The sequence below is a fragment of the Rhizobium sp. F40D2 genome (genome assembly GCF_051810745.2).
Classification (GTDB): Bacteria; Pseudomonadota; Alphaproteobacteria; order Rhizobiales; family Rhizobiaceae; genus Rhizobium.
The window spans coordinates 790,648-807,349 of the sequence record NZ_JBPWQX020000002.1 but is presented as its reverse complement, the minus strand read 5'-3'; the positions used below and the strand labels follow the sequence as shown (position 1 = coordinate 807,349).

Here is a 16,702-nt window from a genome sequence, read left to right as displayed (position 1 = left end):
TCACGCAAATCCTGATAAATCGGGTAATTTTGCGCAAATGACCGTGAGTCTGGCAATGACGTCAAGCGATTTCTTGGTTAGCGAATGGCTAACAAACCGGATTAGACAAAAAAATCACGTGCAATTCCGGAATCTTAGCTCCGTTGTCAGCTGACAACAGCGGCCATGTCCACAACCGCCGAGCCAGCCAGCAAATCTCGAGAGATACTCGATGCGACTCGGCATTGGCGCCGACTCACCGAAGACGGATGTCCGCCGCTGAGTGCAGGCCGGATCGGCAACCCGTCTCTCATTTATAGGCGGACGCATAGTAAGGGTTTTCGGCTTCCGGCCCGCGCACGGGTCCATTGCCAGGAGACTTGTCGTTTGCATCCTGGGTTTCAGGATCACGGCGTGACGGGGCAAGGCCGAGCATTTGTTCGAGACGACCGGCACTGAGCGGAGCGCTTATTCCCTTGAAGTTCATAATCCATCTTTCGTCTGCGCATGGCTTGTGTAACGCAGCAGAGATAAGCGCAATTTGTACCCGCGGAGAACAACCCGCCAGCGTTATCACCATCTTTTCCGAAGCGAAGGAGGAAAGGGGAGGGGGCTCCATCTCTCTACTGCGGGCCCGCATGCAGCCTCCGAACGTGCCGGCGGCGGTCTGGGATCAGTTTATCCCTCCCATGCTGGCGATGGAGTGTGAGGCGACACCCCGGCAGCGTTGTTTACCTTCCATTTACCATAAATGGCCCACAGCGGTGGACGAGCCGCGTTCAGTGTTCGTGGGCGTAGCGTGGGGCGGGGGTTGAGCCTATCGCGCCTTCGTTGTCTCGCGATTTGTAAAATGCGCATTGCCCAAACCCGTACCGATCGTTAGCACGGCCCATCGCGACACGTCGGTCATAAAAGGGATTTGCGACAATCCCTGCACGACGGCGTCATTGTGCATCATCACGAATGTGCTGTCGTCGCCGATCTCAGGAATCGCCTTCATCAGCGCGGCGGGAAGATTGAAGCTGTCGCTCTCCCAGTTTCCCCCCGGCAGGTTCTGCCCGCCGCGTTCGATGGAGCCATCGGCTTTAATGATACCGGGGCATGCGATGCCGATGATGGGCGCCGGTTTGAGATTGGCCTTTTCGGCCTTGCCGATCAATTCGTTCAACATCGCGGCCAACTTCTCGATCGTTGCGGTGCGACTTGGCTCGTCGTCGGCATGACGCCAGATAGTCGATTCCCAGACGCTCGCATCCGCAAAGTTCGGCACGTCGTCCTTTCCAAATTTAACGACGCCGGCGCGAACATTGGTGCCGCCGATATCGACGGCCAGAATCGCCTCGTGGCCTTTGAACATCCATCGCGGCATCAGGTGGACCGAGCCGATCAGTCCGGCCTCATCAGGGTGATGAACGATCGGCACGAGCTCGACGTCGATGCCGGCCGCCTTGAGAATAACCATGGTCCTCGCGATGGTCAGCTCGCCAAAGCGGCTGTGCCGGAAGCCGCCGCCGACGACGATGCGTTCGGTCTTCACCCAGCGCTTGTCCTTCAGGAACTTTCCAATCACATCGGCAAAGTCCTGAGCGAAGTCCTCCACCGCCCCCATGACCAATGCTGCGGCCTCCATATCGTCGCCCTTCAGGAAGGCATCGATCTTTTTCTTGGAAAGCTTCGCCGTCGCGGTCTTGCCGATCGGGTCATCTCCGACCTTGCGGACCCGCTTTCTCCAGTCGTCGAGTTTCATTTGAAAAGTCTTCTTGTTGGCGTTGTCGCCAACGAAACCATCCTTGTCACGCAGTTCGTTGTTGTAATCGTCGATCGTTACCAATGGCAGGTTTAACGCGCCATGTGCCAACGGGGCATTGACCTCATCACGGGGCTCGGAACTGCTTTTGGCCATCAAAATACCTTCTACGGCGCGAGGGCTCGAACGGGCGGCGAGATACAACGCGGACTAGCCCCGGATGTTCCGGCGACTGAAACCTCTCCTTGTCCTTGTCGACCAGTGACCTAGCTTCAATGATTGCAGAGTTTGGAGAATGCCGTGCTGGACGACGACGCTACCCAGGAAATGCTTTCACTGGTCTTGGAAGAGCCGGAACGCTGGGCGATGTTTCTCGACATCGACGGAACCCTGCTCAATCTTGCGCCCACGCCGGATGCGATCGAAGTCCCCGAGGCTCTTCCCGGGCAGCTTCACCGCCTGTCGAACAAGCTTGGCGGCGCCTTGGCGCTGGTCACCGGGCGATCGCTCGCCTATGCGGACGAGCTGTTCAAACCCTTTGCATTTCCGACCGCAGGCCTTCACGGCGCGGAAATCAGGAGCGCAGCCGGAATGCAAACGCTCGAGGCCAGTCCCGAATTTCAGGCGGTGAAGCACGCCTTGACCGAGGAGGCCGAGCACTATCCAGGCGTGCTGATCGAGGACAAGGGTGCGGCCGTTGCCGCCCATTACCGGCTCGCGCCCGAATATGAAAAAGTCCTCGAAGAGCGCATGCATCACTATGCCAAGGTCGCCGGGCCGAACTGGGCGCTGCAGCTCGGCAAGATGGTCTTCGAGCTGCGCCCGGCACGCTCAAGCAAGGGCGACGCGCTGGAGCGGTTTTTTCAGGCCGATCCATTCAAGGACCGCTGCCCGATCACTATCGGCGATGATCTGACCGACGAGTCGATGTTTGCGATCGCCAATGCGCGCGGCGGCGTTTCGGTGCGTGTCGGGGCGATCGGCGCTCCAAGCTGCGCCACGAGTCGGCTGTCTTCGGCGGCGTTGGTCAGGAACGTCATCGCCGCTCTGGCTGCCTGATATCCGCCTTCATTGATGCCCGATGCGGATTGCGGCTGTCTTTTGCATCGACTGCGCAGCATCAATCATCAAAAAAGTATCAGTTTTGACCGGGAATCGTGGTGGCGGGCATCAAACGAGCCCACTACACTCCGCCTCAACAATAAAGCCAAAAAGGGAATTTGGCGTGCGGGCTTGGAACCCGTCCTCGGAGGAGGAAACAATGGAACCTGACTTGGAAGTCGTTCAGATCAGGCCGGGCGAATCCTTCGCAACGAAGGCGCATGGCTATCCCTATCATACCGTTCGCTGGCATTTTCATCCGGAATACGAGCTGCATCTCATCGTGGCGACAACCGGACGCTACTTCGTCGGCGACTTCATCGGCGAGTTCGAACCGGGCAATCTTGTGCTTGCCGGCCCCAATCTTCCCCACAACTGGATCAGCGACGTCCCGAAGGGATCGAGCATTCCGCTGCGATGCCAGCTCATCCAGTTCAGCGAGAATTTCATCAGCGACACGATGAAGGTGCTGGCCGAGCTCGGCCCCTTCGAGCCGGTGCTCGAAGCATCGCGCCGCGGCGTGCTCTTCGGCACTGACACCAGCCGGCAGGTGGCGCCACTGATGAACGAGGTGCAGCAGGCGCAGGGCGTGCGCCGCATCGAGCTCTTCATGATGATCGTCGGCCTGCTCAGCCGGGCGCAGGATGCCCAGCTTCTCGCCAGCCCAAGCTATTTGCCCGATCCGTCCGGCTACATGTCGGCCGGCATCAACAAGGCACTCGCCTATATCCGGGAGAACCTGACGAAATCCTTCGACGAAGCCGATCTCGCCGGCATCGCCGAACAGTCGACAGGCGCCTTCTCGCGCGCCTTCCGCCGCCATACCGGCATGTCTCTCGTGCAATATGTAAAACGTCTGCGCATCAATCTCGCCTGTCAGATCCTGATGAGCGACGACCATGCATCGATCACCGATATCTGCTTCGAGGTTGGCTTCAACAATCTGTCCAACTTCAACCGCCAATTTCTCGCGGAAAAGGGCATGACGCCTTCCCGATTCCGGCGGTTGCTGGGCGACAACATCAACGTGGCGAAGGCGGCTTGAGGAAGCCGTACAGGCACAGTTCCAGGGAGTACGAAGCAACGGTCCGTCGAAGACGGCGATAGGGAGGACGAGAAGGAGGAACCAAAACTGACACTGGCTTGCACGCGAGCGCGCAACGAGCGGTTCGCGAGAGGAGACGCTTGTCCTCAGAAAACAGCAACCGCCGGGACAGGCGGCGGTTCGTTCAGCCGAACGGCCGCAACAGACACTGCAACGACGAAGCTACACAATTTTTCCAATGGGAGGAGATGGAAATGATGAAATTCTCGACAAAAGCGGCAGGCGCCGCGGCACTTGCCCTTTCCCTGCTTGGCGGGACCTCCGCCTTTGCGCAAAACGCCGTTGCCGATGCTACGGTCGCATTCCTCATGCCCGACCAGGGCTCGACCCGATACGAAGAGCATGACCATCCGGGATTCGTCGCGGAAATGAAGAAGCTCTGCGCATCCTGCAAGGTCCTTTATCAGAATGCCGATGCCGATATCGCCAAGCAGCAGCAGCAGTTCAACTCGGCCATCACCCAGGGCGCCAAGGTCATCGTGCTCGATCCGGTGGATTCGGCAGCGGCCGCCTCTCTCGTTCAGCTCGCCCAGAGCCAGGGCGTCAAGGTCATCGCCTATGACCGCCCGATCCCGAAGGGCAAGGCCGATTTCTACGTCTCCTTCGACAACAAGGCGATCGGCAAGGCGATCGCGGAATCGCTCGTCCAGCATCTGAAGGCGAAGAATGTGCCGACCGATGGCGGCGGCATTCTACAGATCAACGGTTCACCGACCGATGCGGCGGCCGGGCTGATCAAGGACGGTATTCACGAGGGCCTCGCCAGCGGCGGGTACAAGACGCTTGCCGAATTCGACACGCCGAACTGGCAGCCTGCGAATGCGCAGCAATGGGCGGCCGGCCAGATCACCCGCTTCGGCAAACAGATCGTCGGCGTCGTCGCCGCCAATGACGGCACCGGTGGCGGCGCCATTGCCGCCTTCAAGGCAGCCGGCGTCGATCCCGTGCCACCGGTGACCGGCAATGATGCGACGATCGCCGCGCTGCAGCTGATCATATCAGGGGATCAGTACAACACGATCTCCAAGCCGAGCGAAATCGTCGCCGCCGCTGCCGCCGACGTCGCCGTCAAGCTGTTGGCAGGAGAAACGATAAAGGCCGAAATGACGCTTTACGACACACCGGCGCAGCTCTTCGTCCCTGCCGTCGTCACCGCCGAAAACCTCAAGGCCGAGATCATCGACAAGAAGATCAACACCGCCGAGGAACTGTGCACCGGCCGTTATGCCGACGGCTGCAAGAAACTCGGCATCACCAAGTAATCGCACCAAGGGGAAGCGCGGGCGGCCGCCGGTCGCGCTTCCGGTTTTCGCTTCGGAAAGGCCAGGCGATGTCTGAAACCGCTCATATTCCTGATGGCTCCCGCGGGCCTGTTCTCAGCCTGCGCGCAATATCGAAGAACTTCGGGGCCGTGTCGGCGCTCACCGATATCGAACTCGACGTGCATGCCGGCGAGGTCGTGGCACTCGTCGGCGACAATGGCGCCGGCAAATCGACGCTGGTCAAGATCCTGGCCGGCGTGCATCAGCCGAGCTCGGGCACCATCCTGTTCGAGGGAAAACAGGCGAATCTGTCGAGCCCAAGTGCTGCCCTCAACCTCGGCATTGCGACCGTCTTCCAGGATTTGGCCCTTTGCGAAAATCTCGACGTCGTCGCCAATATCTTTCTCGGAAAGGAGCTCAATCCCTTCCAGCTCGACGAGGTCGCGATGGAGATCCGAGCCTGGAAGCTGCTGAACGAGCTTTCGGCCCGAATCCCCAGCGTGCGCGAACCTGTCGCCTCGCTCTCCGGCGGACAGCGCCAGACCGTGGCGATCGCCCGGTCCCTGCTGCTCGAGCCGAAACTGATCATGCTCGACGAACCAACGGCAGCACTCGGTGTCGCCCAGACCGCCGAGGTGCTGGACCTGATCGAGCGCGTGCGTGAACGCGGCCTCGCCGTCATCATGATCAGCCACAATATGGAAGATGTGCGTGCGGTCGCCGACCGCATCGTCGTCCTTCGGCTGGGACGCAACAACGGCACCTTCATGCCCGACGCCTCCAACGAAGAGCTCGTCAGCGCGATCACCGGCGCATCCAACAATTCCGTCTCCCGTCGCGCCACGCGCCGCAAGGCGCAAAGCCGAGAGAACGAGGAGGGCAGGGCATGATAGAGACCTTGCAGAATGAACCGGCAGCACCCACGCTCCTCGACCGGCGCGACGAGAGGGTGCGCCATGACGATAGCCTTGCCGGCTCGATCCGCGCCTTTTGGGATCGCATCCGCTCCGGCGACCTCGGCTCGCTGCCGGTCATTGTCGGCCTGGCGATCATCTGGACGGTGTTCCAGGCGCTCAATCCGGTGTTTCTCTCCAGCGCCAATCTTGTCAACATGCTGTTCGACTGCTCGACGGTCGGCGTCATCTCGCTCGGAATCGTCTGCATCCTGATGGTGGGTGAGATCGATCTTTCCGTCGGCTCGGTCAGCGGCTTCGCCTCGGCGCTGGTCGGCGTCTTCTGGGTCAACCAGGGCTGGCCGGTGGTGCTCGCGGTTCTCGCCGCGATGATCGTCGGCGCCCTGATCGGCTCGCTCTATGCCTTCCTGTTCAACCGCTTCGGCATGCCGAGCTTCGTCTCCACCCTGTCAGGCCTGCTCGCGGTTCTTGGCCTGCAGCTCTATATTCTGGGAGCCACCGGCTCGATCAATCTCCCCTATGGCTCCTGGCTGGTGAATTTCGGCCAGATCATGGTCATGCCGGATCCGGTCGCCTATCTGCTGGTGGCGCTTGCCGGCATTGCCTTCTTCTTCGCGAGCCACCGCACATCGGCGCGCCGGCGGGCAGCCGGACTGTCGGCGAAATCGATGGGCGGATTGCTTCTGCGTGCCGTCATCATCACCGTCGCCCTGGAAGCGGTTGCTTTCTACCTCAACCAGTCGCGCGGCATTCCCTGGATGTTCGGTCTCTTCGTCGGTCTCGTCGTCGCCATGAATTATGCGCTGACGCGCACCAAATGGGGACGATCCATGCAAGCCGTCGGCGGCAACAGAGAGGCCGCCCGCCGCTCGGGCATCAATGTGTCGCGCATCTATGCGAGCGCCTTCATCACCTGCGCCCTGCTTGCGGCGACCGGCGGCGTGCTTTCGGCAGCGCGGCTGGCAACCGCAAGCCAGCAGGCCGGCACCGGCGACGTCAATCTCAACGCCATCGCCGCAGCGGTCATCGGCGGCACCAGCCTGTTCGGCGGGCGGGGCAGTGCCTATTCGGCGCTTCTCGGCATCATCGTCATCCAGTCGATCGCCAGCGGCCTGACGCTTCTCGATCTGTCGTCGTCGCTTCGATACATGATCACCGGCGCCGTCCTCGCCGTCGCCGTCATCGTCGACTCGCTGGCACGCCGATCGCGGATTTCGCACGGCCGCGCTTAACCACTTGAGAAAACAGAGGAAGAACATGAGACAGGATCTGTCTGGAAAAGTCGCGGCCGTCACCGGAGCGGCATCGGGTATCGGCCTGGAATGCGCCAGGGCCCTGCTTGCCGCCGGCGCCCGGGTGGTATTGGTCGACCGCAATGAGGAGGCCTTGCAGGAAATCTGCTCAAGGCTTGGCGCCAATGCCATTCCGCTGCTCATCGATCTCACCGATCCGGAAAGCGTGGCGCGGATGATGCCGGAGATCCTGGCGAAGGCCGGCCAACTGGATATTTTCCACGCCAATGCCGGCTCCTATATCGGCGGCGAGGTACTTGGCGGCGACCCCGACGCCTGGGACCGGATGCTCAATCTGAACGTCAACGCCGCATTCCGTTCGGTGCATGCCGTCTTGCCCCATATGGTCGAGCGCAAGACCGGGGATATCATCCTGACGAGCTCCGTCGCCGGTCTGGTTCCCGTGGTGTGGGAGCCGATCTACACAGCCTCCAAACATGCGGTGCAGGCCTTCGTCCATACGCTGCGGCGGCAGGTGTCAAAGCATGGCCTCCGCGTCGGGGCGGTCGCACCAGGCCCCGTGGTCACTGCCCTTTTGAGCGATTGGCCGCAGGAGAAGCTGGATGAGGCACTTGCCGCCGGCGGTTTGATGGAGCCGAAGGAAGTGGCCGAGGCGGTGCTCTTCATGCTGACGCGCCCGCGCAACGTTACAATCCGCGATCTCGTCATCCTGCCGCAGAGTACCGACATATGACGAGCGCTTGCCGCTTTCGCAAAACCAGAAAGGAACCGCCATGATCTTCGATAGATTTCGCCTGGGCGGGCAGGTGGCGCTGGTAACCGGCGGCACGCGCGGCATCGGGCTTGCGATAGCCGAAGCGCTCGGCGAGGCCGGCGCCAAAGTTGTCATCACGGGAAGGACCCGCAATGCGGCGGCGGAAGACCGGCTCGCCAAGGCCGGTGTCGATTGCGATTTCATCGCCGCCGACCTGACGAAAGACGATGCCGCCGACGCGCTCGTCACCGAGACGCTCTCAAGGGCGGGCCGGCTCGACATCCTCGTCAACAATGCCGGCATCGCCGTTCATGGCGACAGCGGCGAATTCTCCGATGCCATCTGGCGCGAGATCATGACCGTCAATGTCGACGCCGTCTTCCGCGCCTGCCGCGCGGCACTCGCCCCGATGCGGCGCCAGGGCGGCGGCGTTATCCTCAATATCGGCTCGATTTCGGGCATCGTCTCCAACATTCCGCAGAACCAGGTCGCCTACAACAGCTCCAAGGCGGCGGTTCATATGATGACCAAGAGCCTGGCAAGCGAAGTCGCCGCCGAGAATATCCGCGTCAACGCCATCGCGCCCGGCTATATCGAGACTGATCTGTCGCGCGGCGGCATCGATAATCCCGACTGGTTTCCGATCTGGCGCAACATGACCCCAATGGGACGCGTCGGGCAGCCGGAGGAGGTTGCCAGTGCTGCCCTGTTTCTCTGCTCGGCGGCGGCAAGCTACGTGACCGGCGAAGTGCTTGTCATTGATGGCGGCTATACCACGCGGTGATGACCGGACATTGAGCGGGAGGGCGCCCGCCGCTGCATATGCTCACGCCAGACAATCGAGCATCCACTGGACGCCAAAACGATCGGTGAGCTTGCCGTAATAGCTCCCCCATGGCTGGACCGCCAGCGTCGTCGTTATCCTGCCGCCGTCGGCAAGCCGGGCGAAAAGCCACTCGGTCTTGTCGCGGTGATCCATGATCAGCATATGGGCGGAGCCTCGCATCGGCTCGGCATCGTGATTGTCGGAGGCGAAGAACAGAATGCCTGGTCCTTCGAAACGCGCATGCATCACCTTGCCCCACATGGCTTCGCTGGCAACGGGCATTTCATCTGCGCCGTGGCGCTTCAATAGCGTGACCCGGCCAAGCCCGCATTCGGCATAAAAGGCGAGCGCCTCCTCGCAGCCAGTGGAAAAGAACAGATAGTTGGCAAGTTGCATGGGCTGGCTCCGTCGCGCCGCCGGATGGCGGCGCATTGCTGTGTCAGGTCTGAGGTTTCACAGATGCGCCGCAATCATTACAACGCGGTGGCCGCACCCTGGATGGCGCCGACGAAGTCGGCATTGCTGTAACTGTCGCCGGCAATTCCCCACGCACCCTCGGGGGCATAAACGATGTTCGACCATATATGCTCGCGCTTGAGCCGGCCTTCGGCGGCCTGCTCGACGACATCGGCGGCTTTTTCGATGAAGGCCTGCTTCGCTTCGGCGCTCGCCAGCGCGACCTCCGGCAATTTAAGTTCGACGAACGCTGCGGCGATCGGCTTTCCCGCCGCCAGCACGTGCTCGCGCGGCAGCACGTTGATGGTGCCAATGACATTGGCGGTCATGAAAGCGTTGCCGGTCAAACCGGCGACATCAAGCAAGGCGTCCGTCAATCCGGCAAAGGCTTGCGCCTGGGCCTCCGGCGAGAGCAGCCCTTCCGGCACGGTGAGTGTGATAGGCATCGGATATCTCCCTCTTTGAATCGTGACGGCTTCTGATATACCGATCACTCTTTATGAATACACACCGATCACTCTCTTAGCAAGCAATAAAGAGTGTTCACTCTCTAAATGGGGTTTTCATGCGTTATAGCGCCGAACACAAACTGGAAACCCGGGCTCGCGTCATCGCAGCCGCGGGACAGATCTTTCGCAAGGACGGTTATGGCGGCGCCGGAATCGACGCCCTGACGAAAGCCGCCGGCGTGACGAATGGCGCTTTCTACGGACATTTCAAATCGAAGGCCGAAGCCTTTCGCACAGCCGTGCTGGAGGGGCTCGAAGAGCTGCGGCACGGTATCGCCGCGCTGAAGACCAATCAGCCGAAAGACTGGCTGCCGACGTTCGTCAGCTACTATCTCGGCTATAAAAGAACCTGCGATTTAGGCGAGAGCTGTGCTCTGCCGAGCCTTTCACCCGACGTGATGCGCGCTGATGATGAAACGCGAAGCGCCTATACGGCAGAGATCAAACGCCTCGTCGAAGAAGTCGCCGCCGGCCTGCCGGAGCACAAGATGGAGGGCCGATCCGAAACAAGCCGGGAAGATCAGGCGATCCTGCTTCTCGCTATGCTGAGCGGCGGTGTCACTCTTGCGCGCGCCGTGTCCGACCCGGCGCTGTCCGAACGCATTGCAGATATCATCGCGCAGGCGGCGTTGACGGCAATAAAACCTCACGACTGATCCGCTTGCTTACGAGCCTGCGGTCGGCATCAGGTCCAGAAGGCCAACGTGGGAACAACCTTCGGACACAAGGGAATCTCTTCCCAATCATGCGAGAACTATACGGGGTATGGTGATTTCGAACTCGGCTCCTGCGCCGGCCGTCTGCAGCAGGCGGATCGTACCGCCATGGGCGCCCAGCATGGCGCGAACGATGCCGAGGCCCATGCCGGTGCCGCCTTGTTCGCGGCGGGTTGAAAAGAACGGCTGAAAGATACGTTGGCGATTTGCCTCGGAAATACCGCCGCCGTCGTCACGGACTAGGATAACGGTTGTCCGGTCATCGGCCGACACGCTCAGTTCCAACAGCGTGGCGCCTTGCTGAAGGGCATTCTCGGCGAGGTTGGCGAAGACGATACCGGCCGCTTCCCGGGGAAGAGCAACTGATATCTCCGTATCGCCTTTCCCGGAAATATTAAGGGCGGGGAATTGACCGCGCAGCGCGGGCAGGATGTCCATGATGCTGCTTTTGCCCTCGGCTACTGGGGTTTCCGCTTGCGCAAGTTCTCTCAACCGCTGCAACAGCGCATCGAGCCGGGCTGCATCGGCGACGATATTATCGAGAAAGTGCAAACGCTGCGCCTTCGTCATCGGCCTATCGACATCGTCGTCGCGCAAAAGCTCCGCCGCACCGCGAATGGCCGTCAGCGGCGATTTCAGTTCGTGGGAGACATGGGCGGCAAAGGAGCCGACATATTCGGTGCGATCGACCAGTTTTCCGGCAAGATCGAGGAAGCTTTGCGACAGCACTGCGATCTCGCGCGTTCCATAGCTTTCAAGCGGCCGGATTGCCCCCTTGCCGCCGCGGGCGATCTCTTCCGTGCGGGCGATCAAGGCGTCGATCGGGCCGGTGATCGTGCGCGTCAACACATAGGCAATGGCGAGCGTCAGCATGGCGACAACCGCGAGAGCGGCGATTTCCGCCGGCGCCATCCGGTGCGAACTCGCCTCGACGGCGCGAAACCAGATGACGATCAGGATCGGCAGCGCCATGACGGCGAGAAGTACGACATAGACGATCAGCGCCAGCGTCGGGCGCCATTTCGTCCTGACTTTCAGTGCCGGCATCAGGCCTTCCTCCCGTTTTCACTGCCGAGTTTGAAGCCGATGCCGTGAACCGTCGCGATGATCCCCTGGCCGCCGGCCGCCAGGAACTTGGCCCTGATGTTGCGGATATGGCTGTCGATCGTCCGGTCGGCGACATAGGTTCCGGTGCCATAGGCCGCCTCCATCAGTCGTTCGCGGCTGAAGACCATGTCGGGGCGTGACAACAATGCCTCCAGGATGGCGAATTCGAGCACCGTCATCGAGATGGCGCTGTCCCCGAACATGACCGTCCTGCCTTGGCGATCCAGGCTGAGTTCGCCGGCGACAAGGATGGCGCCGCGCCGCTCAGGCCCCGCTTCATTGCCGCTGCGCTTCAAGATCGCCTTGACCCTGGCGACGAGTTCGCGCGGGCTGAACGGCTTGGTGACATAATCATCCCCGCCGATTTCCAAACCCAGCACCCTGTCGATCTCCTCGTCGCGCGCAGAAAGAAACAGGATCGGCAATCCCGATGTCTTGCGGATCTGGCGGCAGACCTCAAGACCATCCATATCGGCCATGCCGATATCGAGAATGATTAGATCGATATTGCCCCGGCGGAAGGCCGCCATCGCGTCGGTGCCGTTGCGAACGGCTGTCGATATCAGACCGGCACGCTCAAGAGCGAAGCAGATCACATCGCGGATGTGAGGTTCGTCATCGACGACAAGAATGCGGGGCGCCATCAGCGGTCCTGTGTTGGTTTGTCCTGCTTGTTGTCATCGTTCTCGTTCCCTCTTGCAATGGCTGCAGGGGGTAGAAGATAGGTCTCAAGCCGTGCAGACCGAAAGGTCCAGCTCCGCCAGTCGCGCGGGTGCATCTCAAAATCCCTGACGAGGTAAAAGCGAACTGTCACCGCTTTGCTCCTTTGGTCGATCAGGTGGCTCGGCAGCTTCTGGAGATAGAGATCGAGGTCCGGAATGACGGAGGGACCGAGCGAGGAGAGATAAAAAAGGTCGAGCGGCGGACCTTCCTGGCTGATCTCCTGGCTGTGGGCGACATTGAAACGAGCGATGAAAGCCGAAAAATCGACGAAGGAACCGATGTAGAGAAACAAAAGGAGAGAGGCAAGGTTCGCAGCGACCAGCCACTCATTGGATCGGTTGAGCAGAATGCGCAGCAGGATCAAGACAAGGCCGATGGCGACGATACCCATCCAGAGACCGGCGGCGACACGCAGTTCGGTCAGCGAATAGACCTCGACATAAAGCCCGAGCCGCAGCATCGAGGACAGGCAGAGCAGGACATTCTGGCCGATCCAGGCGTGAACGAGCCCGCGGATCAGCGCGCTATGATCACCGGGGCCGCCGCGCCGCATGGCGACGAGGACGAAAGCTGCGGCAAGAAGCGCTGTGGCAATCAGCGGATAGGCGCCGCGATGAGCATATTCGGCATGGCTCATGTGCTCGGGCAGATCTGCGCCGCCCCAGAGATAGACGAGATCGAGAAGCGTCTGCACGGCAAAGATCGCGTTGAACAGGAAGAGCGACCGCAGGAGCGAGGCATGGCCGAACGGCGCATTCCTGGTGGGCACGGTCATCAACGTCCTGCCGGCCGGCGACCTCTTGGCGCGACGCTTCAGGCGCGGCCGCAACATCGCCCAGACGACAGCGGCTGTTATCATCCAGAAGCCGATCCGCCAAAGATCGAGATACTGCAGCAGAACGGCAAAATCAATACTGCGCAGCGCGACTTCAATAAGCGGGTTTGCCGTTGCAAAGAGAGATACGAAGACCGCCGCAAGGATGAGCGGCATGGTCCAGAGGCCGACGCCCTGTCGGACCACGGTGAAAGAGAAACGTTTGGCGGGTCTCGAAAGATATTGCCTGACATCCCCCGCAAGCCGCAGGGGAATGATGAGGGCGAAACGGAAGAAGACCAGGGGCAGGCGGGTGAGGCCGCGGCAGGAGCCTGGCTGCGGCGAGGGCAACCGACAGCAGAGCACCGAGGCAAAGGGCAACGCCCGTGAATGAGGGCGCTTCCAGCAACGGTGCCGAAGCCAGGATCGAAAAGCCGAGCAGCAGCGCCGCCGTCAAAGGCGGCGGCCTCTTCTTTGCCGAGAGCAGAATGCCGGCGCAGACGGCAAGTGCCAGGAGGAAAAGGCCTATGCCGGGCTGCCGGCCGAAGATCAGAAAATCTGCCAGTGCCATGATTGCAAACAACGTGGCAATGCGGCCGCTGCCACGCCTAGCGGGCATCGGTTCTATCAGGGTTTGGGTTGTGTCCATCGGCGCTCCTCTCGTGCATGCCGCTTTTCGATCACGACGAGCATGTTGACCAGCGCCGGCGCGGAAGGGTTCGCATGCGGCCCGCCCGTGGCCGTCAACCACCATCCGTCATTGCGGAGGCGATCCGGCAAAGCGGTTACTGTGACGCGAGGCGGGATGTCGTTCTTGCTCATGGCGGAAACATGCCGCGCCGGATTGCAGATTTTGTGCAGAGGGTGAGGAGCAATTCAGGAATCTTCGGGGACGTGAAGATACGGAAAGGCTCACGGCCGATCGTGAAGACGGCTTGTCATTCACGCTTCTCGCGGCAGGCGCTGCCCATTCGCGTGGAATGGCGCCGCGCTTTTTTCAGCAGTCGGAGTGGCCGGGCGTCACCCAGTCACGCGATGTCTGGCAGCCTCGTTCGCCGACGAGTTGGCGTGTGCGAGAAGATCAAATGGAATAGACAAGACTCATCTAAATCGTGGTGCGCGCTTGGCATTGTGAAGCAGTTCGCAGGCTGTAGCGAATGGCCCGAAGAGTTTGAGCAACAGCGCCTGTTCCTCGGCATCTATCCGATGGCGCGCGCAGTACTCGGTTACCGACCAGACTTTCGTCAAATCATCGGTCTCAATTTGCTTGGGTTCGATGTGTTCGGTCAAGGGCGTGTCCTCCGAACTTCGAGACTACGCTTCCCCGGCATTTATAAGAACTAGCTAAAAAGAATTATACCCGGCCGAATAAGCCAAGCATACGAAAACGCCCGCCGATTGCGCGGCAGGCGTCATGTCTACTGACCTATCGCCGCTGATCAGGCGATATGAGCGTCCGTGCCGGTGATGTTGAGCGTCACCTTGGCAGTGTCCGTGTGGCCTTCGCCGTCGGAGATCTTGTAGTAACGGAGAACTTCCGTGTAGGTCTGACCGTCATTCAGATCGGTGTTCAGATCGTAGGTGAACGTGCCATCCGACTTGACATGGAACGTGCCGTAGGTGCCGGCAACGTCTGTTACAGCGTCAGCCTTGGCGTCGACCTGGGTGGTCAGGAACTGACGGAGAAACATCTTGCCGTTGTCGCCGGCAATGTCGTTGTCCAGAACGTTGCCACCAATGGCATGGCCTTCGGTGAAGCTGTAGACATCATCAACCGCGATCGGCTTGACCTGGGTTACACCCTGGATGTTCAGGGTGAACAGGCCGACATCGGTGTGACCGCTGCCGTCGGAGATCTTGTAGGAGACCTTTTCCTGGTACGATTCGCCGTTGGCGAAGCCGATTTTGGCGGCGTCGCTCAGGACATAGGTATAGCTGCCGTCCGGCTTGACGAAGAACGTGCCGTAGTCGCCATGGATCTCGGTGATCTGGCTGTTGCCGCTCTTGGCCCCAACGGTCTCGCCGTCGAAGGCGCGCAGGAACAGGTGGCCATTATCGGATGTATCGTTGGAAAGCAGATTTCCGGAAATAACGTCTGTTTCTAGAAATGTTGCACTATCATCGGTTGCGTGTATCGGCGAAGCCATCGCTCTCTCCTAAAATTATTATAAACGCGTCAGTTTCGACCTCAGCGAGCGGCTCCTTTAACAACCTATTAATACTGCAAGTCAATGGGCTATTTAACGAAAGGTTAATTTCATCACCGATTTGGGCGTTGCTTAATTCGTGGGCGAATAATTTCGATTTCATGCCAAATTGAAGAAAAATCGAGCGAATCTATACCCGGCTAACTTGAACATCGGCAATGAATATATCTAAGGATGATTCCGGGCCCTGAAACCGAGCCGTTGGGTCAGCTGTTGCAATCGCACGCTCCGCCAACTATTTTAGGGCTAAAGCGGATATCGAAGCTGTCGCCGGCTTGTGAACGAGACGCTTGTACATCGGCTGAATCGGCGCACGCCCTTGAGGCAGCGCGATGGTCAAATCCACAACAATCGATGAAGCCCGGCAATGGCCCGTAAAGGATTTCTTTTTGAACGATACAAATATAGCCACCGCAATTGCGGCGGTGAAGTCGCGTGAGGGTGACGAGGCCGACCGCCGCGTTGCCAAGGCTTGGAAGCCATCTCCCTGCCTTCTCACCCGCCGCGAATTGCAGGCGCTTATCGCCTAGCAGCTCGGCTAAGCGTCCCTTACATAGGAGAATTCGAATTGCAGGTACTTGTCAGAGACAACAACGTCGATCAGGCCCTCAGGGTTTTGAAAAAGAAAATGCAGCGCGAAGGGCTGTTCCGCGAAATGAAGGAACGGCGCGCCTATGAGAAGCCCTCCGAACGGCGCGTCAGGGAAAAGGCGCAAGCCGTCAGCCGGCAGCGCAAGGCGGAACGCAAAAAGTTGCAGCGTGAAGGCCTGATCGCCGGGCCGAAGCGGAGGGCCGCCGGTTAGCGAAATTCCAGAAAGTGCGTAGCAGTTTTGCGTCCGGAGTTGCGTGAGAACAGAAAAATTAGAGCGTCTCCGTGATTCGGAGAAAAACGGAAATGCTCTAGCGGCCATCTTGGCCGGCCTTGCCGAGCTCCGACAGTTACATTCCCCGGAAAGGACAGACAATGGACGAATTGAATAGCCTCACCGTTTCAGAAGAGCGCCTCGAGGATTGCCGCGATGTCGTGGAGCCGGATCTGCAAGATCTTATTCAACGCGCATTGACCTCAGGCTTTTCCCGCGAGGAAATCCTCATCGCCGTCAGCGAACTGGTCGCTGAAGACTTCGCAATGGCCATGGAAACCCCAAGCGTGCATTGAGGAACAAGCGCAGGGACGGTGTCAGTGGCCGAGTAAGCGGAACATTGGCCCCGGCAAATGGTTACCTCGTC

General features: G+C 60.1%; 18 protein-coding genes and 1 pseudogene. 11 read left to right on the top strand and 8 right to left on the bottom strand.

The genetic code is table 11. From position 1 onward, the window contains the following. Positions 1 to 796: 796 nt before the first annotated feature. The gene (locus tag ACS4RS_RS28510; protein WP_439012720.1) at positions 797 to 1,882 is read right to left on the bottom strand and encodes an ROK family protein; all 1,086 of its coding nucleotides are present in this window, start codon (positions 1,880 to 1,882) and stop codon (positions 797 to 799) included. Between the two features lie 123 nt (positions 1,883 to 2,005). Here ACS4RS_RS28510 and otsB point away from each other — a divergent pair, with 123 nt between their 5' ends. From otsB to ACS4RS_RS28475, 7 genes are all read left to right on the top strand, one after another. Further along, a complete protein-coding gene (otsB, locus tag ACS4RS_RS28505; protein WP_439012719.1) occupies positions 2,006 to 2,785 on the top strand; it encodes a trehalose-phosphatase in 780 nt (259 codons plus the stop codon). A 202-nt stretch (positions 2,786 to 2,987) separates the two neighbouring features. Continuing rightward, complete coding sequence (locus tag ACS4RS_RS28500) at positions 2,988 to 3,872, top strand: helix-turn-helix domain-containing protein (RefSeq protein WP_449314067.1); 885 nt, start codon at positions 2,988 to 2,990, stop codon at positions 3,870 to 3,872. Positions 3,873 to 4,120: 248 nt separating this feature from the next. Continuing rightward, positions 4,121 to 5,194, top strand: a complete 1,074-nt coding sequence (locus ACS4RS_RS28495) for a substrate-binding domain-containing protein (protein WP_439012718.1) — start codon at positions 4,121 to 4,123, stop codon at positions 5,192 to 5,194. A 68-nt stretch (positions 5,195 to 5,262) separates the two neighbouring features. Then, complete coding sequence (locus ACS4RS_RS28490; RefSeq protein ID WP_439012717.1) at positions 5,263 to 6,084, top strand: ATP-binding cassette domain-containing protein; 822 nt, start codon at positions 5,263 to 5,265, stop codon at positions 6,082 to 6,084. Then, the gene (locus ACS4RS_RS28485; RefSeq protein WP_439012716.1) at positions 6,081 to 7,340 is read left to right on the top strand and encodes an ABC transporter permease subunit; all 1,260 of its coding nucleotides are present in this window, start codon (positions 6,081 to 6,083) and stop codon (positions 7,338 to 7,340) included. Before ACS4RS_RS28490 ends, ACS4RS_RS28485 begins: the two co-directional genes overlap by 4 nt. Before the next feature lie 25 nt (positions 7,341 to 7,365). Next, positions 7,366 to 8,094 (top strand): SDR family NAD(P)-dependent oxidoreductase, encoded by a 729-nt coding sequence (locus ACS4RS_RS28480; RefSeq protein ID WP_439012715.1) that lies wholly within the window; start codon positions 7,366 to 7,368, stop codon positions 8,092 to 8,094. Positions 8,095 to 8,134: 40 nt separating this feature from the next. Next, positions 8,135 to 8,899, top strand: coding sequence for a glucose 1-dehydrogenase (locus tag ACS4RS_RS28475; RefSeq protein WP_439012714.1), 765 nt, complete (start codon positions 8,135 to 8,137; stop codon positions 8,897 to 8,899). 42 nt (positions 8,900 to 8,941) lie between these two features. Here ACS4RS_RS28475 and ACS4RS_RS28470 read toward each other — a convergent pair whose 3' ends face one another. Together ACS4RS_RS28470 and ACS4RS_RS28465 are read right to left on the bottom strand one after the other, a co-directional pair. Continuing rightward, positions 8,942 to 9,337, bottom strand: a complete 396-nt coding sequence (locus tag ACS4RS_RS28470; RefSeq protein ID WP_439012713.1) for a VOC family protein — start codon at positions 9,335 to 9,337, stop codon at positions 8,942 to 8,944. 77 nt (positions 9,338 to 9,414) lie between these two features. Then, complete coding sequence (locus ACS4RS_RS28465; RefSeq protein ID WP_449314066.1) at positions 9,415 to 9,843, bottom strand: tautomerase family protein; 429 nt, start codon at positions 9,841 to 9,843, stop codon at positions 9,415 to 9,417. Between the two features lie 119 nt (positions 9,844 to 9,962). On the opposite strand from ACS4RS_RS28465, the gene ACS4RS_RS28460 reads away from it, so the two are divergent. Beyond that, positions 9,963 to 10,562, top strand: a complete 600-nt coding sequence (locus ACS4RS_RS28460; RefSeq protein WP_439012712.1) for a TetR family transcriptional regulator — start codon at positions 9,963 to 9,965, stop codon at positions 10,560 to 10,562. Between the two features lie 87 nt (positions 10,563 to 10,649). Here the strand turns inward: ACS4RS_RS28460 and ACS4RS_RS28455 are convergent, their stop codons facing one another. The 5 genes and pseudogenes from ACS4RS_RS28455 to ACS4RS_RS28435 all read right to left on the bottom strand — a co-directional run bounded on the left by ACS4RS_RS28455 (position 10,650) and on the right by ACS4RS_RS28435 (position 15,413). Then, positions 10,650 to 11,669: an ATP-binding protein gene (locus tag ACS4RS_RS28455; protein WP_439012711.1), complete on the bottom strand. Its 1,020-nt coding sequence runs from the start codon at positions 11,667 to 11,669 to the stop codon at positions 10,650 to 10,652. Beyond that, positions 11,669 to 12,373, bottom strand: a complete 705-nt coding sequence (locus ACS4RS_RS28450) for a response regulator (protein WP_449314065.1) — start codon at positions 12,371 to 12,373, stop codon at positions 11,669 to 11,671. The genes ACS4RS_RS28455 and ACS4RS_RS28450 overlap by 1 nt, the downstream gene beginning before the upstream one ends. Further along, a pseudogene (locus ACS4RS_RS28445) lies at positions 12,373 to 13,915 on the bottom strand (DUF4153 domain-containing protein). The gene ACS4RS_RS28450 and the pseudogene ACS4RS_RS28445 overlap by 1 nt, the downstream one beginning before the upstream one ends. 452 nt (positions 13,916 to 14,367) lie before the next feature. After that, the gene (locus ACS4RS_RS28440; RefSeq protein WP_003572146.1) at positions 14,368 to 14,556 is read right to left on the bottom strand and encodes a hypothetical protein; all 189 of its coding nucleotides are present in this window, start codon (positions 14,554 to 14,556) and stop codon (positions 14,368 to 14,370) included. A gap of 149 nt (positions 14,557 to 14,705) precedes the next feature. Continuing rightward, positions 14,706 to 15,413, bottom strand: a complete 708-nt coding sequence (locus tag ACS4RS_RS28435; RefSeq protein ID WP_439012710.1) for an Ig-like domain-containing protein — start codon at positions 15,411 to 15,413, stop codon at positions 14,706 to 14,708. 449 nt (positions 15,414 to 15,862) lie between these two features. Here ACS4RS_RS28435 and ACS4RS_RS28430 point away from each other — a divergent pair, with 449 nt between their 5' ends. The 3 genes from ACS4RS_RS28430 to ACS4RS_RS28420 all read left to right on the top strand — a co-directional run bounded on the left by ACS4RS_RS28430 (position 15,863) and on the right by ACS4RS_RS28420 (position 16,631). Next, the gene (locus ACS4RS_RS28430) at positions 15,863 to 16,003 is read left to right on the top strand and encodes a hypothetical protein (protein WP_439012709.1); all 141 of its coding nucleotides are present in this window, start codon (positions 15,863 to 15,865) and stop codon (positions 16,001 to 16,003) included. 38 nt (positions 16,004 to 16,041) lie between these two features. Next, complete coding sequence (rpsU, locus tag ACS4RS_RS28425; RefSeq protein WP_439012708.1) at positions 16,042 to 16,275, top strand: 30S ribosomal protein S21; 234 nt, start codon at positions 16,042 to 16,044, stop codon at positions 16,273 to 16,275. Positions 16,276 to 16,436: 161 nt separating this feature from the next. Beyond that, positions 16,437 to 16,631, top strand: coding sequence for a hypothetical protein (locus ACS4RS_RS28420; protein WP_439012707.1), 195 nt, complete (start codon positions 16,437 to 16,439; stop codon positions 16,629 to 16,631). Positions 16,632 to 16,702 lie beyond the last annotated feature (71 nt).

What these genes read in the sequence shown, in the direction of transcription:
- ACS4RS_RS28510 (WP_439012720.1), bottom strand. Translation starts at nt 1,882, where the DNA reads ATGGCCAAAAGCAGTTCCGAGCCCCGTGATGAGGTCAATGCCCCGTTG.
- ACS4RS_RS28500 (WP_449314067.1), top strand. Translation starts at nt 2,988, where the DNA reads ATGGAACCTGACTTGGAAGTCGTTCAGATCAGGCCGGGCGAATCCTTC.
- ACS4RS_RS28495 (WP_439012718.1), top strand. Translation starts at nt 4,121, where the DNA reads ATGGAAATGATGAAATTCTCGACAAAAGCGGCAGGCGCCGCGGCACTT.
- ACS4RS_RS28490 (WP_439012717.1), top strand. Translation starts at nt 5,263, where the DNA reads ATGTCTGAAACCGCTCATATTCCTGATGGCTCCCGCGGGCCTGTTCTC.
- ACS4RS_RS28485 (WP_439012716.1), top strand. Translation starts at nt 6,081, where the DNA reads ATGATAGAGACCTTGCAGAATGAACCGGCAGCACCCACGCTCCTCGAC.
- ACS4RS_RS28480 (WP_439012715.1), top strand. Translation starts at nt 7,366, where the DNA reads ATGAGACAGGATCTGTCTGGAAAAGTCGCGGCCGTCACCGGAGCGGCA.
- ACS4RS_RS28475 (WP_439012714.1), top strand. Translation starts at nt 8,135, where the DNA reads ATGATCTTCGATAGATTTCGCCTGGGCGGGCAGGTGGCGCTGGTAACC.
- ACS4RS_RS28470 (WP_439012713.1), bottom strand. Translation starts at nt 9,337, where the DNA reads ATGCAACTTGCCAACTATCTGTTCTTTTCCACTGGCTGCGAGGAGGCG.
- ACS4RS_RS28465 (WP_449314066.1), bottom strand. Translation starts at nt 9,843, where the DNA reads ATGCCTATCACACTCACCGTGCCGGAAGGGCTGCTCTCGCCGGAGGCC.
- ACS4RS_RS28460 (WP_439012712.1), top strand. Translation starts at nt 9,963, where the DNA reads ATGCGTTATAGCGCCGAACACAAACTGGAAACCCGGGCTCGCGTCATC.
- ACS4RS_RS28455 (WP_439012711.1), bottom strand. Translation starts at nt 11,669, where the DNA reads ATGCCGGCACTGAAAGTCAGGACGAAATGGCGCCCGACGCTGGCGCTG.
- ACS4RS_RS28450 (WP_449314065.1), bottom strand. Translation starts at nt 12,373, where the DNA reads ATGGCGCCCCGCATTCTTGTCGTCGATGACGAACCTCACATCCGCGAT.
- ACS4RS_RS28435 (WP_439012710.1), bottom strand. Translation starts at nt 15,413, where the DNA reads ATGGCTTCGCCGATACACGCAACCGATGATAGTGCAACATTTCTAGAA.
- ACS4RS_RS28420 (WP_439012707.1), top strand. Translation starts at nt 16,437, where the DNA reads ATGGACGAATTGAATAGCCTCACCGTTTCAGAAGAGCGCCTCGAGGAT.